18 protein-coding genes are annotated in these 21,286 nt (G+C 60.7%); 5 read left to right on the top strand and 13 right to left on the bottom strand.

The features are described from left to right. Positions 1–202: 202 nt before the first annotated feature. The 4 genes from ABGM93_RS00175 to ABGM93_RS00160 all read right to left on the bottom strand — a co-directional run bounded on the left by ABGM93_RS00175 (position 203) and on the right by ABGM93_RS00160 (position 7,481). A complete protein-coding gene (locus tag ABGM93_RS00175; RefSeq protein WP_321502304.1) occupies positions 203–1,507 on the bottom strand; it encodes an FAD-binding oxidoreductase in 1,305 nt (434 codons plus the stop codon). Positions 1,508–1,650: 143 nt separating this feature from the next. Further along, positions 1,651–2,337, bottom strand: coding sequence for a hypothetical protein (locus ABGM93_RS00170; RefSeq protein ID WP_321502302.1), 687 nt, complete (start codon positions 2,335–2,337; stop codon positions 1,651–1,653). A gap of 126 nt (positions 2,338–2,463) precedes the next feature. Beyond that, the gene (locus ABGM93_RS00165; protein WP_321502300.1) at positions 2,464–6,060 is read right to left on the bottom strand and encodes a hydantoinase B/oxoprolinase family protein; all 3,597 of its coding nucleotides are present in this window, start codon (positions 6,058–6,060) and stop codon (positions 2,464–2,466) included. A gap of 197 nt (positions 6,061–6,257) precedes the next feature. Then, a complete protein-coding gene (locus ABGM93_RS00160; RefSeq protein ID WP_321506011.1) occupies positions 6,258–7,481 on the bottom strand; it encodes an alanine racemase in 1,224 nt (407 codons plus the stop codon). A 321-nt stretch (positions 7,482–7,802) separates the two neighbouring features. On the opposite strand from ABGM93_RS00160, the gene ABGM93_RS00155 reads away from it, so the two are divergent. Further along, the gene (locus ABGM93_RS00155; RefSeq protein ID WP_321502298.1) at positions 7,803–8,435 is read left to right on the top strand and encodes a hypothetical protein; all 633 of its coding nucleotides are present in this window, start codon (positions 7,803–7,805) and stop codon (positions 8,433–8,435) included. A gap of 9 nt (positions 8,436–8,444) precedes the next feature. Here ABGM93_RS00155 and ABGM93_RS00150 read toward each other — a convergent pair whose 3' ends face one another. Continuing rightward, positions 8,445–9,386 carry an extensin family protein gene (locus ABGM93_RS00150; RefSeq protein ID WP_321502296.1) on the bottom strand — a complete coding sequence of 314 codons (942 nt, stop codon included), beginning with the start codon at positions 9,384–9,386 and terminating at the stop codon, positions 8,445–8,447. Positions 9,387–9,528: 142 nt separating this feature from the next. Between ABGM93_RS00150 and ABGM93_RS00145 the strand changes: the two genes are divergently transcribed. Continuing rightward, the gene (locus ABGM93_RS00145) at positions 9,529–10,155 is read left to right on the top strand and encodes a LysE family translocator (RefSeq protein WP_321502294.1); all 627 of its coding nucleotides are present in this window, start codon (positions 9,529–9,531) and stop codon (positions 10,153–10,155) included. A 24-nt stretch (positions 10,156–10,179) separates the two neighbouring features. Here ABGM93_RS00145 and arsC read toward each other — a convergent pair whose 3' ends face one another. From arsC to ABGM93_RS00110, 7 genes are all read right to left on the bottom strand, one after another. Continuing rightward, positions 10,180–10,578, bottom strand: a complete 399-nt coding sequence (arsC, locus tag ABGM93_RS00140; protein ID WP_321502292.1) for an arsenate reductase (glutaredoxin) — start codon at positions 10,576–10,578, stop codon at positions 10,180–10,182. Positions 10,579–10,669: 91 nt separating this feature from the next. Next, positions 10,670–11,170 carry an RES domain-containing protein gene (locus ABGM93_RS00135; protein WP_321502290.1) on the bottom strand — a complete coding sequence of 167 codons (501 nt, stop codon included), beginning with the start codon at positions 11,168–11,170 and terminating at the stop codon, positions 10,670–10,672. Next, positions 11,167–11,637: an antitoxin Xre/MbcA/ParS toxin-binding domain-containing protein gene (locus ABGM93_RS00130; protein ID WP_321502288.1), complete on the bottom strand. Its 471-nt coding sequence runs from the start codon at positions 11,635–11,637 to the stop codon at positions 11,167–11,169. The genes ABGM93_RS00135 and ABGM93_RS00130 overlap by 4 nt, the downstream gene beginning before the upstream one ends. A 272-nt stretch (positions 11,638–11,909) precedes the next feature. Continuing rightward, on the bottom strand, positions 11,910–12,599 hold the full coding sequence (locus ABGM93_RS00125) for a hypothetical protein (protein ID WP_321502286.1): 690 nt from the start codon (positions 12,597–12,599) through the stop codon (positions 11,910–11,912). Then, on the bottom strand, positions 12,596–13,852 hold the full coding sequence (locus ABGM93_RS00120) for a radical SAM protein (protein ID WP_321502284.1): 1,257 nt from the start codon (positions 13,850–13,852) through the stop codon (positions 12,596–12,598). Before ABGM93_RS00120 ends, ABGM93_RS00125 begins: the two co-directional genes overlap by 4 nt. A 25-nt stretch (positions 13,853–13,877) precedes the next feature. Further along, on the bottom strand, positions 13,878–14,087 hold the full coding sequence (locus ABGM93_RS00115) for a hypothetical protein (protein ID WP_321502282.1): 210 nt from the start codon (positions 14,085–14,087) through the stop codon (positions 13,878–13,880). A 208-nt stretch (positions 14,088–14,295) separates the two neighbouring features. Next, positions 14,296–14,748, bottom strand: coding sequence for a MarR family winged helix-turn-helix transcriptional regulator (locus tag ABGM93_RS00110; RefSeq protein ID WP_321502280.1), 453 nt, complete (start codon positions 14,746–14,748; stop codon positions 14,296–14,298). Positions 14,749–14,917: 169 nt separating this feature from the next. Here ABGM93_RS00110 and ABGM93_RS00105 point away from each other — a divergent pair, with 169 nt between their 5' ends. The 3 genes from ABGM93_RS00105 to ABGM93_RS00095 are packed head-to-tail and all read left to right on the top strand — an operon-like array spanning position 14,918 to position 19,666. Continuing rightward, positions 14,918–16,693, top strand: coding sequence for an N-acetylglutaminylglutamine amidotransferase (locus ABGM93_RS00105; protein WP_321502278.1), 1,776 nt, complete (start codon positions 14,918–14,920; stop codon positions 16,691–16,693). 2 nt (positions 16,694–16,695) lie between these two features. Further along, a complete protein-coding gene (ngg, locus tag ABGM93_RS00100; protein WP_321502276.1) occupies positions 16,696–18,468 on the top strand; it encodes an N-acetylglutaminylglutamine synthetase in 1,773 nt (590 codons plus the stop codon). A gap of 7 nt (positions 18,469–18,475) precedes the next feature. Beyond that, positions 18,476–19,666 carry an osmoprotectant NAGGN system M42 family peptidase gene (locus tag ABGM93_RS00095; protein WP_321502274.1) on the top strand — a complete coding sequence of 397 codons (1,191 nt, stop codon included), beginning with the start codon at positions 18,476–18,478 and terminating at the stop codon, positions 19,664–19,666. A 22-nt stretch (positions 19,667–19,688) separates the two neighbouring features. On the opposite strand, the gene ABGM93_RS00090 is transcribed toward ABGM93_RS00095, so the two are convergent. Further along, positions 19,689–20,753: a DUF2336 domain-containing protein gene (locus ABGM93_RS00090; protein ID WP_321502272.1), complete on the bottom strand. Its 1,065-nt coding sequence runs from the start codon at positions 20,751–20,753 to the stop codon at positions 19,689–19,691. Between the last annotated feature and the right edge of the window lie 533 nt (positions 20,754–21,286).

The raw sequence follows: 21,286 nt of genomic DNA, 5'->3' as shown, positions 1-21,286 counted from the left end.
AACGCTCCATTCAACTGCGGCCTGAAAGGTCCGGAAATCCTGAATTGCAGCCACCTTAGAGCGCCCCGTCTGAACCCCTTCTGAGATCACCATTCATCCGGCGTTCAGGTTTCCCCGCAAACGCAAAACCCGCACATTCCTGCGGGAATGCGCGGGTTTCAATGAGTTTCAAAACGTGTCGTTCCGCCACAATGCAAGCCGGTCAATGCGTCTTTGCGAGCCGCTCAAAGGAAAAGGGTTTCGGGTCGACGCATGTGGGCTTGCCCGTGATCATTTCCGCAGCCAACTGCCCCGCCCCCGGCCCGATACCGAAACCATGGCCGGAAAAACCGGTCGAGATATGAAAGCCCGGAAGGCTCGCCACCGGCCCGATCACCGGCACCGCATCGGGCGTGGTGTCGATATAACCGGCCCAACGCTCTACCACCGGCACATCCTTGAAGGCGGGGAACGCCTCCACCAGATCGCGCCAGGCGGCCTTCAGCGTGGAGGCGACCGGCTTGGGGTCCAGCACGCGTTCGCGCTCGAACACCGTCGGCTGGTCGAGCGCCCAGCGGCTCTTCTGCGCGATGCTTTCAAAAAAGCGCGAACCGAAGCTGAGCGGCGTGCTGCGCCATTCCTTCATCAGGATCGGCAGGAACCTGGAGAAATAGCGAAAGCTGTCCAGCGTGATGTCCGCCGTCGAATACCCGCCATGGGCAATCGTGTAGCCGCCATCATCACGCCGCCTCAGCGCGAATTTCGGCGTCCACGCCCCGCCTTGCGTGAGATCCGGCCCGCTTGCGGTGCGCATGACGGACGAGCGCACCGTCAGCTGCGGCAAGTCGATGCCGAGCGAACGGCAGAACAGCGTCGACCACGCCCCGCCGGCCAGAAGCACGTTCTGCGTGGCAACCGTCCCGCGCTCTGTCACGACGCCGCTGATCCGACCAGCGGCTTTCTCGATCCCGCGCACCGCGCAATTGGTAAAGATATGCGCCCCCCTGGCCATGGCCCCGCGCGCCAGGGCGGAAGAGGCAAGCGCGGGCTCCGCACGACCATCCGTGGGCGTGACCATGCCACCCAGCCATTTCTTCGTGCAGCCGGGAAAGACCTCCGCAGCCTCCGCGCCCGACAGGAGCCGCGTGCCAAGCTCGTACTCGTTGGCAAGCGGCAGGAAATCCTCGAAATACTTCATCTTGGCGGCGTTGCTGGCAAAATAGTGAACGCCGGTGCGGCGATAGCCGACATCCTCGCCCAGATCCTCCGCCATGGTCTCCCATTGCTTCATGCTGAGCTTGATGAGCGGAAGCTCGGCCGGATCGCGGCCCTGCTGGCGGCAATAGCCCCAGTTTCTTGACGACTGCTCGCCGCCGATTACGCCTTTTTCGCAAAGCGCGACGGAAACGCCCGCGCGCGCAAGATGCCATGCGGTGGCAACGCCGATAATCCCGCCGCCGATGATGACGACATCGACACTGGCGGGGATTTTCTCACTTGGTGAGACAGGGTCTGTATAGGGGGACATTTATGTGCATCCGGAAGGTGTTTTCTTTCGGCATAGCAAAGCAAACACGCTGGGGGAATTGCAATACCGGATAGCACGTCGCGCTTTATGAACAAAGCATCACATTATAACGAAAACCTAATATTCGCCCCCATATGAAGGCATCAAAATATAATTATACAGAATATTAGTGAATAGAAAACTAGCCAGATAACACAAAAATATACAATCATTGATATTTTAAAAAGAACCTTTTCAAATACCCTTTTATAAATCTTCTCAAGTATTCGATTTTTCTTGTAATTCCACCTCCAAGTAGCGATTTTTTCAATCTGCCTAGCGTACTTTGGTAGATAATTAACATACAGTCCAATCGCAAAAGCTAGAATAGCTATACCAACTAGGGCCCCGATTCCTGGCACCAGAAGCTCATACCGCCTCTCTTTTGAAGCAGCAATTGCCGAAAGCGCAGCCAAACCAATAGCTCCGTGCGCCACAAAGCAAAAGCCTATAGCCTTCTCACCCAACCTTTCAGCAAACTCGCGCATCTCCGCAGCAGACTTCAAATAAGCTTTACTACCGTCTAAAAGCCCACCTCGGGTTCTATCAACCCAATTTCTATAATATTTGTTTGTTCTAACTGCCTTTCTTAGATCCGATTCCCAATCATAATTATCATCCAACCCACCAGAACCGAGCGTTTCATACCCATTAGCAATCAGATCGTCAATTTCATCACTATCAAAGCTGACATCCTCCCCATTTAGTACTCTTGGAACGAGAGATCCCCATTTATTCAATACAACTTGATCATAACTCAAATCATCCGGGACGCATAAATCATGCCCCATTTGCCCCCCCCAATTTACTTCTGGCACTAGCACATTACGTGATTATTCGAAGGCCTTCGCAGTTTTCAAGTGTGACCTCAACGAAAAACCGGAGCGACAGTGTCTGCCGCTCCGGTTGGGTTCTCGTTACTCCGCCTTGCCGTAGCCGCCGCCTGTTGGCGAGACCACGATCACGGCTTCTCCGGGTTTGAGGATCGTCTGATCGCAGCCCTGAAGTTCCTCGATCTTGCCATCGCTGCGCCGGACCAGCGTCTGGCCGCATTCGCCGGGCTCGCCGCCTTCAAGCCCGTGCGGGCGGATCGTGCGGTGCGAGGAGAGAATGGCGCAGTCCATTTCCTCCAAAAAGCGCAAGGTGCGCCGCGTGCCATTGCCCGCGTGCCACTTGCCCTTGCCGCCGGAATTGGGCCGAATGTGGAAGTCCTCCAGCAGGACGGGGAAGCGGAATTCCAGCACTTCCGGATCCGTCAGGCGCGAATTCGTCATGTGGACGTGAACGCCGTCGGTACCGTTGAAACCGGGACCGGCGGGCGAGCCGGAACAGATGGTCTCGTAGTACTGGTAGGTGTCGTTGCCGAAGGTGAGATTGTTCATCGTGCCTTCGGAAGCCGCCATCGCCCCCAACGCGCCGAAGAGCGTGTTGGTGACGTGCTGCGAGGTCTCAACATTGCCCGCAACGACAGCTGCCGGATATTTCGGCTTCAGCATGCAGTCATCGGGAATGACGATGTTGATGGGGCGCAGGCAGCCCGCGTTCATCGGGATGTCGCCATCCACCATCACGCGGAAGCAGTAGAGCACGGCAGCCCGCGTCACCGGTTCCGGCGCGTTGAAGTTGGAGCTCTGCTGCGGCGAGGTGCCGGTGAAGTCCACCGTCGCCTCGCGGGCCTCCTTGTCGACCGTGATCTTGACGCAGATCTTCGCGCCCTGATCGGTGGTGGTGGTGAACTCGCTGTCATGCAGCGCGTCGATCACCCGACGCACGCTTTCCGCCGCATTGTCCTGCACGTGGCCCATATAGGCCTGCACCACGTCCAGCCCGAAATGGGCGACCATCTTGCGAAGTTCCTGAACGCCCTTCTCGTTGGCCGCGATCTGGGCCTTGAGGTCGGCGACATTCTGAACCGGGTTGCGGCAGGGATACTTGTGGTCGGTGAGAAGATGGATCGTCTCCTCCTCCCGGAAGCGCCCCTGATCGACCAGCAGGAAGTTGTCGATCAGAACTCCTTCCTCATCCACCGTCGTCGCCCGTGGCGTCATGGAGCCCGGCGCGGTGCCGCCCACATCGGCGTGGTGACCGCGCGAGGCCGCCCAGAACAGGATTTCCTTGCCCTCATCGTCAAAGACCGGCGAGACGACCGTGATATCGGGAAGGTGCGTGCCGCCATTATAGGGCGCGTTGAGCGCGAAGACGTCGCCCGGACGGATCTTGCCCTCATTCAGCCGGATGACCGTTTCCACCGAGCGGTCCATGGAGCCCAGATGCACCGGCATGTGCGGGGCATTGGCGACCAGAGTGCCGTCCTTGTCAAAGACCGCGCAGGAGAAATCCAGCCGCTCCTTGATGTTGACCGAATAGGCGGTGTTCTGCAGCGTCACGCCCATCTGTTCGGCGATGTTCATGAAGAGGTTGTTGAAGACCTCCAGCATGACCGGATCGGCCTCGGTGCCAACCGCCTGCGCGCGCTTGGCCGCGACCACGCGCTTCAACACGATATGATCCTTGACGGTGAGTTCCGCCTGCCAGCCCGGCTCCACGACGATGGTCGCATGCGGCTCCATGATGAGCGCAGGACCGGAAATCGTCATGCCCGGCTGAATGGCGTCGCGCCGGTAGATGGCCGCATCGTGCCATTCGCCATCGGAGAAGAAGCGGGTTTTCGCGGTCGCCGCAGCATCGGCGGACGACAACGCGTGATCCGGCTCCTCGATGCCGGCGCCACCGCCGATGGTTTCCACCTCAAGGGCTTCCACCACCACAGGCTTGGCCTCATAGACGAAACCGAACTGCGCCTTATGGGCAGCCTCGAACTCGGCCATCATCGCCGGAATATCGGCCAGCGTGACGAGAAGCGGCGTATCGGTGCCCGCATAGCGCAGATGCGCACGGACAAGCGTCTGGCACTCCGCGACCGGAATGCCCTGACCGAGGAGTTCGCTTTCGGTTTCCGACGCCAGCGAGGCGCGAAGACTATCGAGATCGGCAAGAAGCGAGGGCTCCAGCGTCTTCACCACCGCCTGCTGGCGGGTGGCGCGAATATCGGCGAGCCCCATGCCATAGGCAGACAGGATACCGGACAGCGGATGGACGATCACCGTCTTCATGCCGAGATTGTCGGCCACCATGCAGGCGCTCTGCCCGCCCGCGCCGCCGAAGCAGGTCAGCGCATATTCGGTGACGTCATAACCGCGCTGAACGGAGATCTTCTTGATGGCGTTGGCCATGTTGGCCACCGCGATCTTGAGAAAGCCATCGGCAACCTCGGCCGCGCTGCGGCCATCGCCGATGCGCGCGGCCATGTCGGAGAACTTCGCCTTGACCGCATCTTCATCCAGCGCCTCGTCCGCATTGGGGCCGAAGATTTTGGGGAAGAAGTCGGCGGAAAGCTTGCCGACCATCACGTTGGCATCGGTGACCGCAAGCGGCCCGCCGCGAAGATAGCAGGCAGGGCCCGGATTGGCGCCTGCGCTGTCCGGGCCAACCTGAAAGCGGCCATCGCGATAATGCAGGATGGACCCGCCACCGGCGGCCACCGTGTGGATCATCATCATCGGCGCGCGCATGCGAACGCCCGCGACTTCCGTCTCAAAGGCGCGCTCATATTCGCCGTTGAAGTGGGAGACGTCCGTGGACGTGCCGCCCATGTCAAAGCCGATGATCTTGTCGAAACCGGCAATCTTGGAGGTCTCCACCGCGCCGACGACACCGCCGGCCGGCCCGGACAGGATCGCATCCTTGCCCTGGAAGAGATCCGCCGCGGTCAAACCACCCGAGGACTGCATGAACATCAACCGGCAGTCGGTGCCCTCGATCTGAAGCTCCTCGGCCACCTGTTCGACATAGCGGCGCAGGATCGGCGAGAGATAGGCATCGACCACGGTCGTGTCGCCACGGCCCACCAGCTTCATCAGCGGCGAGACCTCATGCGAAATGGAGATCTGCGGAAAGCCGATCTCGCGCGCAACCGCCGCCACCTGCTTTTCGTGCTCGGGATAGGCATAGGCATGCATGAAAACGATGGCGAGCGAACGGATGCCGTCATCAAAAGCCGCCTGAAGCCCGGCGCGCACCGCGTCGAGATCCGGCACCTTTTCCACCGTGCCGTCTGAGCGCACACGCTCTTCGCACTCCACGACCTTCTCGTAGAGCATTTCCGGCTTGATGATTTCCTTGGCGAAGATGTCGGGCCGGTCCTGATAGCCGATCTCCAGCGCATCGCGGAAACCCTTGGTGATGAGCAGCAGCGTGCGGTCGCCCTTGCGCTCCAGCAGCGCATTGGTGGCGACCGTGGTGCCCATCTTGACGGTGGCGATGTTCTCCGCCGGAATGCGCGCGCCTTTTTCCACGCCCATCAGCTCGCGAATGCCTTGAATGGCGGCGTCGCGATAGACTTCCGGGTTTTCAGACAACACCTTGTGGGCACGGATCTCGCCGTCTGGCGTGCGCGCCACGATATCGGTGAAAGTGCCGCCACGATCGATCCAGAAATCCCACTTAGCCGTCATAGGTGAAGCCCCTTGTCAGATGCGTTCGTTGGAAGGTTCGCCATGCCCCACAATTGAGCACCGCCATTATTAAGGCAAGACACTCACAATTTATCGATAAAATGTCAACGTGGTTCACGCAGATTCAGAGCGCCCCTGCGGAACTTTTTCGCGCCGCCCGCACCTGCAAGACATTCACCCTGCCACCGCAGACGTCCTCAATCGGCCATTGTCTCAATGGAAGCAAAGCTCTCGGCGGGTTTGGCCGGGTCGTCGAAGGGGCGATCCACCTCCACGATGGTGTCGGGATAAAACCCGTTGAAATGGGTGCGCAGCGACAGGGAATAGGCCCCGATATGGCCGATCTCGATCCAGTCGCCGGTGTCCACCGTCTCCGGCAACCAGAAGGGGCGCGACAGGATATCGACGCTGTCGCAGGTTGCCCCGCAGACCTTGAAGGGCACGATCTTTTCCGCATCACCCGTGCGGCGCTTGCGGGCCGGATCGGGAATATGGCGGGCGGGAAGCGTGATCTTGCCGGTCCAGCTATCCGACAGCGAGGCCCAGATACCGTCATTGATGTAAAGGCGGCGGCCCTTCTTCAAAAGCACCCGCACCACGAGCGAGATGGACCGCGCGCAGATGGCGCGGCCCGGCTCCGCCACGATGGGCAGATCATTAAAGCCCCAGTCATCGAGATCCAGCTTCAGTTGTTCGATCAGTTCCGGCGTCGTGGGCACCTGCGGGGCCTTGCGGCGCGGATCGTGGCCGTAGGTGGCGGGAAAGCCGCCGCCCACATCGAGCGCGACAAGCGGCACGCCCGCGCGCGAACGCACCCAATCGGCGGACGCCAGAGCGCGTTCATAGGTCTCCGCCTCCTCGATCTGGGAGCCCACATGGAAGCACAGCCCGCATTTGAAGCCGATCCGATCGATACGCTGCAAGAGCTCCACCGCATGACCGGGCGCGGCCCCGAACTTCTTGGAAAGCTCGTAGGCCGCATGCCCCTTGGTGGCGATGCGCACGAAGATGGTGATGTCCGCGGGATCGAGATCGAGCGCCCGCACCACGCGCAGGACCTTCGCCACCTCGTCCTCGTGATCGAGCGACATGGTGCGGATGCGGTAGGTCTCAAGCGCCAGCCGGATATCGGACTGCGCCTTGACCGGGTGCATGTAGAGAAGCTCCGCCTTCGGCGCGACGGAGCGCACGGCCTCGAATTCCGCCGGAGAGGCAACGTCGAAGCAATTGACGCCCGCCTCCGCCAGTGCTTTCAGCACAAAAGGCTCCCCATTGGTCTTCACCGCATAGGCGGTCTTGCCCGGGAAGGCGCGCAGGAAGGTTTTTGCATCGGCGGTGAGAACTTGAGGATGAAAGCAATAGACCGGGTGGTCGGGGCGAAGCGCGAGCGTCATTTCGCGGGCGTTGTCATATCGATCCATCATTGATCTGTCCCTGTCTGCCCCGTTCGTGTCGCGTTGCAGGATGGATGGCAGTCACAACTCCCTCCAACAACCTCCGGCGATCAAGAGCTCTCACCGAGATCAGCTCAATATCGCACATTGATGCCGGGTTTCCCTTCGGGCGATATTTTCCCACAGGCTTATCTCACCTTAGGTAATATACCCCCATTCGTTTGTATTATTCACAAGTCCACGCCACGAGGTTTACCCATGGCCATTGTCAAATTGAAGACATTCTTGATCATCATTGCCTTGTCGTTTCCTATCCTTGCAAAAGCACAGGATACGGATGCGGCGAACATGTCAAAGCCGGGAAACATCTGCTCCGACACAGACACTTACGCCCTTTGCACATCGGCCAGATGCATCCCCGCCCCACAGTCCTTCGATCAGGACAAGACGTCTTTACGCAACGCAGGGGCAGAGGCAAACGCCCTTGCCACGACCGCCATATGCGCATGCGAAGTGACGTCCGGTCCGAATTTCGGCATCGCCACATCCTGCGAGGAACGCCAGTCCCGTACGCAGCCCGATGGGCTTGTACATGTCGTCTCGCTCTATTCCTTCAATCAGGCGCCGACGAACCCCGTGATGGCCTGCCCGTCCGGAAAACCCTGGACCGACTGCCTCGACAAGCCCTGCGTCGTGGATCCGGCCGACCCGTTGAAGGCGATCTGTTCGTGCGACATCAAACGAACCGCGACTTTCGTCACCTATGGCGGCGCCTGCAATACGCTGACCTGTGACAATGCCTACTGGTCGGCAGCGACCCCGCAATCCTTCGTGATCGGCACAACCGAACTTCTGGGCGCAAGCGACCTGACGAAGAGCCCGGTCAGCTTCTGCCCATCCGTGGAAACGATGATAGAGAAGGAAGAAGGTAGCCCCGACACCCCGACACGTTTCCGAAATTGGGTTCTCGGTCATCAGTGACACCCCCCGTTACTGGCAGATGCGATAAGTGCAGGTCTTGCCATGGCAGCCCTGATCGAGATGCAGATGGTCCTGATGATAGGCGTCGCCCTCCGGCGAAAGCACGGTCAGGAACCGGTCGCAGGCAGCCTTGCGCACCACCAGCAGGAAGGCCTTTTCCGCCCCGTCGCCCTTCCAGCCCTCTTCCACACTCACCTGCCGCCCATCGGCGAGCCGGAATGCGGAAATGTCGATCGCGTTGCCGGTCGCATGTTCGGAGAGCTTGCCATTTGGCAGGTTGTTGCGCCGCCTGCAATGGAAGGAGGCGGCGACCTGCACGCTTTCCACGCGAGACCCCAGATGCGCCAGCGCAGCAGGCGCAACGACCTCACTCATCCAGGAGGCATACGAGGCCGCAAGCGCGCAATCGAGCGTGGCCGAGGGCGTGAGCGCGATCTCGCCCTCATCTCCGACCGCGGACAGTGCCACGGGCACGGGGATCTGACAGGCAGGCACATCCGGCAAGGGCTGCGCGGCGCGTTTCATCACCGCACCATCAAAGGTGCAGGCGACCGGGCGATCGGGTTTGCCTTCCCGCACGTCCGGCCTGGCACGGGCAAAAACATCATCGGCCCGCTCAGGCTTTGGCGGCGGCAATCGATCCATATCGGGTTTGGGGGCGGGCGCGGCCTCTGGCTGCACGTCTTGCGCAGACGCCTCGCTGTTTGAGGGCGGAACAGGCGCAGCTTCCGGCACGGCGGCTTTCCCCGGCGCTGCCGGTCGCGCGCGCGGGGTCCCGGGCGTCTGCGAACCGGCTTCAGCGGGCTTTGCCTTGCCCCCCTCTTCCATCGCCTGGCCTTGAGACGCGGGCGCGAATTGCGAGGAAACTTGCGAGGCCGCAAAACCGGCTCCGCCCCCGCCCACAAGAGCAAGAAACGTCAAGAGCGCAGCCTTGGCGGAGAACATGTGCATTCCGGTTACCTGTCTGCCTCCCCAAAACCTCATCCCGCCGTCGTCAATCCTGCTCTTTGCCAAGACATCGGATCGGTTCATGCCTATTCCCAACGCGGGCCGGGAGGAATAGGTTTCATCGGATGCCCGAAAGGAAGGCGCAATGACCTGGGAACTCTACTCCGCCTATCTGGTGGCAACCTTGATCGTTCTGGCGATCCCCGGACCGACGATCATGCTCGTCGTCTCCTACGCGCTGGCGCAAGGCCGACGCACCGCACTGGCCTCTGTTACCGGCGTGGCGCTGGGCGATGCCACGGCCGCAACCCTGTCGCTTGCAGGCCTCGGCGCGGTTTTGGCGACCTCCGCCACGCTTTTCACGATCCTGAAATGGGTGGGCGCGGCCTATCTCATCTGGCTCGGCTGGAAGATGTGGCGCACCTCGCCCGCCCCCTTGCAGACGGTCGCGACCGCCACACGCGACAGCCGCACCATTCTGCTTCATGCGTGGATCGTGACGGCGCTGAACCCGAAGGGCATCGCCTTCTTCATCGCCTTCCTGCCGCATTTCATCGCGCCGGGCGCACCTGTCGCCCCGCAACTTGTGTTGATGGGCGTCACCTTCGTGGTCCTCGCCATCGTCAATGCCGGGCTTTATGCGCTGGCGGCAGCCGCCGTGCGGGAAAAGATCAACCGCCCCGAGACGCTGAAGGCGATCCATCGTCTCGGCGGCAGCGTCCTGATCATGGCAGGCGTTCTGACGGCGGCCATGCGCCGTGTCACAGCCTGAGTTCCTCATCGAACGCGCAAGCCGTCAGGGCTTGACCACTTCGCCGTCTTCCTTGGTGAAGTCCGCGACGGGCGCGTCCAGAAGCTCCAGAACCGTTTCCGACGGACGGCAGAGCTTCACGCCCTTGTTCGTCACCACGATGGGACGGTTGATGAGGATCGGATGCGCCATCATGAAATCGATCAACTCGTCGTCCGACCACTTGTCATCACCAAGCCCAAGCTCGTCATAAGGCGTCCCCTTCTGGCGAAGGACATCGCGCACCGGGATGTCCATCGCGGCGATCAGCTCCACCAGCTTTTCGCGCGACGGCGGGGTCTTCAGATATTCGATGACCTCCGGCTCCACGCCGCTCTCGCGGATCATGGCCAGAACGTTGCGCGACGTGCCGCATTTCGGATTGTGGTAGATGGTGACGGGCATGGACAAACCTCGATTGCTCAGCCCCAGCAGGCTCTGCAAGGGGCAAGGGTGGGGGCGTTTCTTTTTGGGTCGGAACCGGCTTCGGTCCAGTTCAAATCTCTTGAAGCCGCGGATCGAGGGCGAAGCGCTCCTGCTGAACATCCTCGTAATGCCCCTGCGCTCGCGTGGAATCGAACACGAGGTTCCAGCTGTGGCGCGAAACGGCGGACGGTATGAGCACAAAAACATGCTCAGCCAGCAGCTGATCGCCAAAATTTTGCTGGTTGCGCCCCGGCGTCACAGGAACCAACCAGTTGGGATTGGGCACATCATCCGGCTGGACGACATGGATTTGCGAGGGTTCGCGTATGCGCGCACTGGTTAGATAGTGGGGCGCCGTATCCAGAACCTTGAAGCCCTTGTGAACAGCAACCTCAAGGCACGCCGTGGCCGGATCGAGCGAGGCGTAAACCGCTCGAACGCCGCGGGAATTCCAGCGCCCCCCAGCCTGGAAAGCACCCTCCCCTGAAGACCATGTCTTGTGATGTCGCGCCTGATCGATGCGCCAGAAGCGAATGTGGCCAGAGCCGAGCGGCGGAGGCAGAGGGATCACGTATAGACCCCGTATTCCAGTCGCGTGAGATATTCCTCAACCGCCTCGGCACCTGCGGAGGTGTGGAGAAGATCGATGGGCTTGCGGTTGGACAGACCGACGGCCGGACGGGTCATCCACGCCTCGGCATCTTCCCTGCTCCCCATGACGTCGATCGCATGACCGAAAATCTCGGCAAAGCGCCATGTCCGACTGCTCTGCTCGACGCTCAGCAGCTTCTTCTTGTCATCGCTCTTGAGCCGCTGAAGCGTCCGCAGACTGATCCCGACAGATTTCGACAAGGCATCGTCAGAGGCCCGAAAGCCGACAATTTTCGCGAGGTACAAAAGCGATGCGGCAGGCAACCCCTTCGCCAGCACGTCATGTGCTTCCAGAACATTGCGGATCGGCTCGCGGATCGTCTTTTCACCGCCGAGCAAGTCATACGTCCGTGCAACGTCACTCTCTATCTGGATTGCCTCGGTCATTCGCCTCAACCCTCGCGACATCTGTCGCACATAATATGACGCGTGTCGCAGAGGATTTCAAGCACACGTTCCGCAAGGACAAGCGGGCCTAGCCCAGCTTGTCCTCCCTCGCCCTTTTGGGCTCGACGTCGACGCGCTTGATGTCCACCATGTCGAGCGCCCGCCGTATGACAGCAATGCGTTCGCAGCGCTTTCCGCAATACCGTGTTCCCCTTGCGCCGCATCGGCGTATTCCGGGTGAGGTCAGCGCATGCAAGCGAAAGGACCGCGCTTTAGACGCGGACAAGCACACGTTCCAGTATTCTGCGACCCCCCTCCATTACGGGCCGACCTTGCCGCTCGCCCAAGGTGTGCAGATACCGCCAGTTGTCAAAAACCACTGTCTGACCAGGCTCCCAGTTCACCACCTTCGGACTCGCCGAATTTATCATGCCTTCCATGATGCCCGCCGCCACGGACCGCCGCCGGAAATAGGGCCTCATGCAATTGGTATCCCAGATAAGCACATCGCTCCTTGAGCGTGTATCGAACCTTAGAACGCGCGTGAGCCGTCGACGAGAGGCCCCGTCTTCCACATACCAGGGCTCCCGACGCAAAGCGCGCCACTGCTCCGCCGGCAGATCCGCGCTGTGAATGTCGATAAACAGGGTCGGTCGGTCGCTCTGGGCATCGCTGCGCAAACGCATGATCGCGTAGCGCGGCGGAGGATCCTGATAGGCGCAATCGGTATGGAAAGGCATCTGGCGCCCCGCATAGACGGTTGCAAACTCGCGCGCGGAATATCCTTCAGGCCGAGGCGCACCCAATTGATCGACGAGATCGTCGCCATCGACCGACGGCACAGGCTGACCCAGCCGCATGGCGAGAGCGACCAGATCGAGATCGTGGCAAACCCCGAGATTGACAAACCCCGTCAAGCGCAGCGCCTCAACCTGAGCCTCACTCAGGGCCGGGCTTGTCATTGCAAGGCTTCGCCCAGATCACGCAAGGGATCGTAGCCACAATCCGGCTTCGCATGCGCGTGCCCGTCAGGCCCGATGGCCGAAGGCCGACAATCGAAACAGGCGTAGCGGAATTCGCATTGGGAACACGTCTCGATATTGTCTTTTCCCAGATAGGCCTTCTGTTTGAAGGAAGAGGTGGAAATGATGTCTTCGACACTCATCTCTGTCACATCACCAATGTCGGTCTCGCGCTGCATGATGCAGCTCATGACCTCGCCCCGAGCCCCAATCGCCAGATGATCGTGAAAACAGTTGTGGTAGGTGCCCGCGCGATCCCAACGGGCAAATCCGTAGGACATCGGGCCGGGAAGACTGTTGAGATCGTTGCTTTCCGCCCAGCAAAGCTCCGTCCCCCGCCCGACCTGCGAGGATGCGACCACATCGAAATGCTTCAGACCGAGCTCGCGCGCCCAGGCCTCGAGCCGAGTTTTCTTGTCGTCCGCACCGTCAGACAAATCCGTGTAGATACCGGCAAAAACGCGAATTCCCTCATCAAGAAGCAGGCGCACATTTGCGACGGTCTTGACCCAGGAGCCGATCTTGCCGGTTGTGGTGTCATGCTCTTTGCCGGAAGCGCCATAGAGCGACGTTCCGATCTGGATATTCCACTGCTTCAGTTTGGGAACGACACGCGGCAAAGTGGGTACCGACACGAGATTTGAAAAAATACAGATCGTGACATCCTGGGATCTGCTGCGAATATGCGCCGCGACCGCTTCGATCACATCCATGCGGATGGTCGGTTCCCCTCCGATAAAGGTGAACTGCTCCACCCCCCAATCAAGAAACTTGTCGACAACCCCTGTCCATTGTTCGATGGAAAGCTCACCTGCCCTGGAGCGCTGGGGACCCGATTCCGCATAGCAATGCATGCAAGTGAGATTGCAGCTGTCTGTAAGCTCTAGCCAGACATGCTTGAACCGGTCAGGCAGGACAAATTCACCATTCGCGGCGGCGACCGGCGGCAAGAGCGAACGGGGCACAGGGCGCCCCGCCTCCAGCCACCCACGCTGGTTCATGTCCGCGACAGCCTTCCAGAACTGCCCGGTCTCCAGCGACAAGTCCTTCGCCCGCGGCCGACGCCCTTCCGCCAACGCGCAGAGTATGCGCACCTGCGCATCGTCAAGCGCAGAGCAAACCTTGCTATTGTCGTCATAAAGGGCGGCGCGGCGGGCGCCATGCAGAACATAGATTTGATCGCGAACGCGCATCACCCCTCCCCTGAAAAGGACGCCTCTATCGCGCGCCTTTCGGGCAGATCTGCGCCTTGGGCTTGCAGCTCTTGTCATCTGGACCATCATCGGGAAAGGACTGGCTGCCCGTCGGAATGATCGTGATGATATGCACAATCGCGCCGGATGCCTGCGCATCCTGGATCACGTTGTGAAGATGCTCCGCAACATCAGGAAAACCGGTCAGAACTTCAAAACGCGCTTCTTCCGACATTATAAAAACCCCAAACACCAATAATCCAACAAGCTAAATCTGCCCCAGGGCCTCCCTATAATCAAGTACCCCTACGTCATTTTATAAATGTCAAACATCGCCATGCATTTCACATGCACGAGAACAAGCAACCGAACGCCCCGATGGGCGATCTTGATATGAAATATTCAATTTAATTAAAAATTTATACTACGATGCCGAAACCGGACTACCCCAGCTTCTCCTCCACCACCAGCATGGAGGCGGCGTCGAAGCCTTTGGTGTCCATCATGTCGGCAACGCGGCGCATGGAGGAGAGGAGGTCGCGGCGTTCATCTTCTGGCAGGGCCGCGAAGCGTTCGCGGAAATCGTCGTGCAACATCGGCGGGGCGGAACCAAGCACCTCCTGCCCGCGTTCGGTTACACGAGTGTGCACGATCCGGCGATCATCGGCGGAGCGATAGCGCTCAACGAGCCCCTTTGCCTCCAGCTTGTCGAGGATGGTCACCACCGTGGCAGCGCTGAGATCGGAAGCTTCGGAAATCGCGCGCGTGGTCACCTGCCCCAAATCCTGGGCAGCCTGCAGAACGACAATCTGCGGGATGGTAAGCCCCACCGCACGTGAGACCTCTCGTGAACGCAGATCGATGGAACGGACGATCCGGCGTATCGCCTTGAACATCGTGGCCGTTTGGTCAGCTTTTGCGGGCAAATTCATGAAAGCCGGAGGCCGGCTGCTCCCTATGCGTATCCGGCGACATGCCAGAATGTCGCACATATCGTTTGAACTCTAATCGATATGCCTCTAATGATATCGCGTCAAATTAATAATGTGAGGTACCTGTATAACCATGTGTGGAATTTGCGGCGAGATTCACTTCGACGGTGCCCCGGCATCCGCGGCCCGGCTGGAACGCATGACCGACGCCCTCGCCCCTCGCGGGCCGAACGGGGCCGGCATCGTCACCCGCGGGGCCGTGGGGCTCGGCCACCGTCGGCTGAAGATCATCGATCTTTCGGAAAAAGCCGCCCAGCCCTTCGTTGATACGGGCCTCGGCCTGACCATCGCTTTCAACGGCTGCATCTACAATTACGAAGAGCTGCGCCGCGCATTGCAGGCCAAGGGCCACGTTTTCGCCTCCACCGGCGACACGGAAGTGATCCTGAAAGCCTGGGCCGAATGGGGCCCCGCCGCGGTGCCCAAACTCCACGGCATGTTCGCCTTTGCCATCCATGAGCGTGAAAGCGGCCGGGTTACTCTGGTGCGCGACCGTTTCGGCATCAAGCCGCTTTATCTGGCCGAAACCGGAAAGACGCTGCGCTTCGCCTCCACCCTGCCCGCCCTTCTGGCCGCGGGCGACGTCGACACCGACATCGACCCGGTGGCGCTGCATCACTACATGAGCTGGCATGCGGTCGTCCCCGCCCCGCGCACGATCCTGAAAGGGGTTCGCAAGCTGCCCGCTGCCACGATCCGCGTGATCGAACCGGACGGACGCACCAGCGACGAGATTTACTGGAAGCCCGTTTTCGAACGCACCAGCGAGGATCTCGCCCGCTCCGGCGAGGAATGGCGCGACATGGTGCTGGACAGCTTGCGCACCTCCGTCGACCGCCGCATGGTCGCCGACGTGCCGGTGGGCGTGCTGCTTTCCGGCGGCGTGGACTCATCCATGATCGTCGGCCTTCTGGCGGAGGCGGGACAAAAGGGCCTGACCACATTCTCCATCGGCTTTGAGGAAGCCAATGGCGAGAAGGGCGACGAATTCGTCTATTCCGATCTCATCGCCAAGCACTACGGCACCAGCCACAACAAGATCTTCATCCAGTCCTCGGAGATGATGGAGAATCTGCCCAAGGCGATTGCCGCCATGTCTGAGCCGATGGTCTCCTATGACAATATCGGCTTCTTCCTGCTTTCGCGCGAGGTCTCCAAGCACATCAAGGTCGTGCAGTCCGGCCAGGGCGCGGACGAGGTCTTCGGTGGCTATCACTGGTATCCGCCCATGTCCGGCTCCACCAATCCGGTCGCCGACTATGCGGGCGCCTTCTTCGACCGCACGCACGAGCAGATGGCCACCCATCTCCAGCCGCATGTCATGGCCAACCGCGACGAGAGCCTCGCCTTCGTGGAAAGCCACTTTGCGCAGGCAGGCGCGGATGATCCCGTGGACAAGGCGTTGCGCCTCGACACCAATGTGATGCTGGTGGACGATCCGGTAAAGCGCGTCGACAACATGACGATGGCCTGGGGCCTGGAGGCGCGTGTGCCCTTCCTCGACCACGAACTGGTGGAACTCGCCGGCCGCATTCCGGCGAAATTCAAGCTCGATCAGGGCGGCAAGGGCGTATTGAAGGAAGCGGCGCGCAAGGTCGTTCCGGCTGACGTGATCGATCGGCCCAAGGGCTACTTCCCCGTCCCGGCGCTGAAATACATTCAGGGGCCTTATCTTGAAATGGTCCGGGATACGCTGACCAACGAGAAGGCCCGCTCGCGCGGTCTCTTCCGTGAAGACTATCTGGACGCCCTGTTCGCCAATCCGACCGAGCATATCACCAAACTGCGCGGTTCGGAGCTTTGGCAGGTCGCCCTTCTGGAGACATGGCTACAGGCGCAGGGGGTCTGAGAATGGCGGAGAAAAAGAGGCGGCAAGCCAAGGCGGCCTTCGATCACCGGCTTCGCCGCATGCGCGACCAGGGCCTGAAACCACCGCTGGAATTCGACGAGGCGGGCACCAATGCCGCCATCGACTGCGGCTGGGGCAAGCTGATTTTCGCCGAGACGTTCGAAAACCCCGAAGAGCTGACCGCCACTTTGCGCGAGGAAGGTCCAGACCGGCGCGACATCGCCTTTCACGTGCGCGATCCGCACGTGCTGCTGGCGACAGCGCCGCAGGAGCTTTTCCTCGACCCCTCGCACACCTACCGGCTGAACCTGTCCACCTACCGGCCCTCGCGGCGCGCGCACAAGGGCTTCCATGTGCGCCGACTGGCGACCGAACGCGACGCGATGGCGGTGAATGTCATCTACCAGACGCGCGGCATGGTTCCTGTGCCGCCGGATTTTTTCTGGTCGCGCCGCTCCGCGCTCGCCATCACCGTGCTTGTGGCCGAGGATGCGGAAACGGGGGAGATTCTGGGTACCGTCTACGGCATCGACCACCGCCGTGCCTTTGGCGACACGTCGAATGGCAGTTCGTTGTGGTGCCTTGCGGTCTCCCCGCAAGCCCCCCATGGCGGCATCGGAGAGGCGCTGGTGCGCCACCTGATCGAGCAGTTCAAGGCGCGCGGCTGCGCCTATCTCGACCTCTCGGTCATGCACGACAACGAGCAGGCCATCGCGCTCTATGAAAAGCTGGGCTTCGAGCGTGTGCCCTTCTTCACCGTCAAGCGCAAGAACCCGATCAACGAGAAGTTCTACGCCGGGCCGGCAACGGAAGAAGACCTGAACCCCTATGCCCAGATCATCGTCAACGAGGCCCGCAGGCGCGGCATCCACGTTGAGGTGACGGATGCGGAGGGCGGCTTCTTCCGCCTCACCTATGGCGGACGCTCGATCCAATGCCGCGAAAGCCTGTCGGAATTCACCACCGGCGTTGCCGTTTCCATCTGCGACGACAAGGCGGTCACGCGCCGCGTCGTCTCTAAGGCGGGCGTGCTCGTTCCCGATCAGATCGAGATCGGTGCGAACGAGGAGGAAAGCGTCAGGGCCTTTCTGGAAAAACACGGCTCCCTCGTCGTCAAACCGGCGCGCGGAGAACAGGGCCGCGGCGTCGCCATCGACCTCAAGACCATGGACGAGGTGACGGAAGCCATCACCACGGCACGCACGCTGTGCGACCGGGTAATCATCGAGGAATTCGTCACCGGCAACGACCTGCGCCTCGTGGTGATCGACTACCGGGTTGTCGCTGCTGCCATGCGCCGCCCGCCGCTGGTGGTGGGAGATGGACGCTCGACCATCGCGGAACTCATCGCCCGCCAGAGCCGCCGCCGCGAGGCCGCAACGGGGGGAGAATCCTCCATTCCCGTCGATGGCGAGACCGAACGTTGCCTGGCCTCCACCGGCCTGAGCCTCGACACGGTTCTGGAGCAAGGCCGCGACGCGATCGTGCGCCGCAGCGCCAATCTGCACACCGGCGGCACCATTCACGATGTCACCGGCGAAGTGCATCCGACCCTGATCGAAGCCGCGATCAACGCGGCCAGAGCGATTGAAATCCCCGTGACCGGTATCGACCTGATGGTTCAAAGTCCGCGCGAGCCGGACTACCGTTTCATCGAGGCCAATGAACGACCGGGCCTTGCAAACCACGAACCCCAGCCCACGGCTGAGCGCTTCGTCGATCTGCTGTTCCCACTGTCGATCCCGCAAGCGGCTCGCGAAGCCCGGAGGAAATAGACCTGACATGACCCTGCTTTCCGTCGATATGGATTATCTCGCCAAGACGCTGCGTGATCTTTTGAAGATCCCGAGCCCGACCGGCTATACCGACGCGATTGCCCGCCATGTGTGCGAGGAACTGGGCCGTCTTGGGCTGGATTACGAGCTGACACGACGCGGCGCGGTGCGCGCCATGCTGCCCGGCAAGAGCCGCCGTCCGGCCCGCGCCTTCGTCAGCCACGTCGACACGCTGGGCGCGCAGGTCAAGTATCTGAAAGACAATGGTCGGCTGGAACTTGTGCCCATCGGCCATTGGTCGGCCCGGTTCGCCGAAGGTGCGCGCGCCACAATCTTCACGGAAAAAGGGGCCTATCGCGGCACCATCCTGCCGCCCAAGGCGTCAGGGCACACCTTCAATGAAGAAGTGGACACCGCGCCCATCGGCTGGCGCCATGCGGAATTGCGCATCGATGCACTGGCCCGCAACCGCGCCGACGTGGAGCACCTCGGCATCGAGGTCGGCGACATTGTCGCCATCGATCCTCAACCGGAATTTCTCGATAACGGCTTCATTGTCTCGCGCCACCTCGACAACAAGGCGGGCGTGGCGATCATGCTGGCTGCAGCCAAGGCGCTGATCGATGCCAATGAAAAGCCTCCGGTCGATATCTTCTGGATCTTCACCATTGCCGAAGAGGTCGGCCACGGCGCGTCGTCCATCCTGACGCCCGACATCGCCTCGCTGATCGCGATCGACAACGGCACCACGGCGCCGGGCCAGAACTCCGACGAATTCGGCGTCACCATTTCCATGGCGGACCAGAGCGGCCCCTTCGATTTCCATCTGACGCGCAAGTTGGTGCAGCTGTGCAAGGACAACGACATTCGCTACCAGAAGGATGTCTTCCGCTATTACCGTTCCGATGCGGCTTCCGCCATCGAGGCGGGAGCGGATGTGCGAACTGCGCTGATGACCTTCGGCGTGGATGCCAGCCATGGCTATGAGCGCATCCATTTCCACGCCCTGCGCTCTCTGGTGGAACTGACAACCAGCTTTGCCATGAGCTCGGTCGCCATCCGGCGTGACGCCAAGGAACATGCTGGCCTGAAGGGCTTCACACGTCAGCCCATGGCCAAGGCGGAACAGCACCTGACGGCGGAAGTGGAAGAGCCGGAAGACGTGGAAATCGAATACGTGAACGAGGCTGAGACCTGACGCTTGCGCGGTCCGGCCCGCGCTATTCGGCGGCCTTGCGCCCCCCGGAGAGAATCTCGCGGGCCCGTTCCGGGCTCATTTCCGCGTATTGCGCAAGGCTGTCCTGCGCCTGCTGGCCCGTCATGCGAAGACGGCGCGACCGCATGCGCACGATATGCGCGAAGGCTTCAGGAGAAAGCTCCAGAGCGCGGCAAAGCAGGATCAACGGCCCGTCATCGCCCTTGAGAACGAGACGTGTGGTCACCGTTTCAGACACGTTGCCCACACGTGAGAACAGCAGGGCCAGATCGACCGGCTTGTCGTTCTTGGCAAAGAAGGTCGCAACTTCGTCAAGCGGCGCCTTGCCCTCGACCACAGCCGCGATGGCGCTCTCGGTCTGGGCCTGCGCCGATCCCATTTCGCGCAACTGCGATTTCACCTCGTCCGCCATGCACTGCGTGAGAAGCTGCAAGAGCCCCGGATGACCGGCAATGCTCTCCAGCCGCCCGCGGATCTGGCGCGACAGGAAGGGTATGAGCCGCTTGGCAGGATCAGGCGGCAGATCATGGCGGCGCACCAGGGCTTCCTGGAGTTCCTCATCCTTGCGGGACTTGGCCACAAGCGCATCGAAACTGTCCACGGACAGCGAGGCGGTCCGGTTGCCGGTCACCGCGCGCAGCACGTCATTGGTCCCGCGCCTGACGATGACATCGGTCACCGGAGCAGACAGCCCCTTGCGCTCGGCAAGGGCCTTGAGATGCGGCTGTTCCTTGCGTTCAGCCAGAGCCACCAGATCGTCAGTCTCAAGAACCGGGGAATTTTGAAGGATCAGGGCGGCGATTTCGAGGAGATCGTCATCCGCCAACCGTATCGCCACATCGCGCGGCAGGAGCTTGTGATCGCTGACCCGGTTGGCCAGCGAAAGGCGCGCTGAATCTTCGAGGCGACTGAAGAAGCTCAGGACCACGCTGCCGAAAACCTGAGCGAGTTCCTCAGCCTTCGCGCCCTCGACGGCCAGAAACAGGTCCGTCAGAACATCCACCAACACATTGCGGTCAACTTCGTCGCCGCTTCGTGCCATGGCGGTCAATCGATCAAGAGCCTGCATTCCAAACCCGCACCCGCGAAAAAAACATGACAGGACATCGCCTCGGACGACTCATACCAACATGGAAGCGAACGACCTCAGGCCGATTTCATCGTATCAGGATATCGCCAATGACTTCAGGAAGGATTAACACCCCCTTCAGTTTTCAGGGGACAAACCGTGGAAAAAAGTTAATAGACATTTCTGACGGTGCCGACTTTGCAGGCCATTGATTCAGTGCCGCTATCGCCCCCGTAGCCCCGACGCCTCCCCGGCGTTTGCTGCATGGCACAATCATTTTCGCTTCTCATGCGACCTTTGTCTAAATAATCTGTACTCCCTTAAGAAGCACGACAGGAGGCATAGACATGACTCTGGACCGTAGCATCAGCCTTGTAATTGTTTGCGTCGCATTTTCGTTCGTTTGCGCCGTTGTGTTCGGCGTTCTGTAATCATTTGAACTCGCCCACCGCCGGTCGAATGCTCCTGACACAAGGAGATCACAGACCGTTTTGAACAAGGGCGAGAGAACCCCCGGATAGATTGACCCACCC

This window comes from Breoghania sp., from assembly GCF_963674635.1.
Lineage (GTDB): Bacteria > Pseudomonadota > Alphaproteobacteria > Rhizobiales > Stappiaceae > Breoghania.
This window is presented reverse-complemented; position numbering and strand designations above follow the sequence as displayed.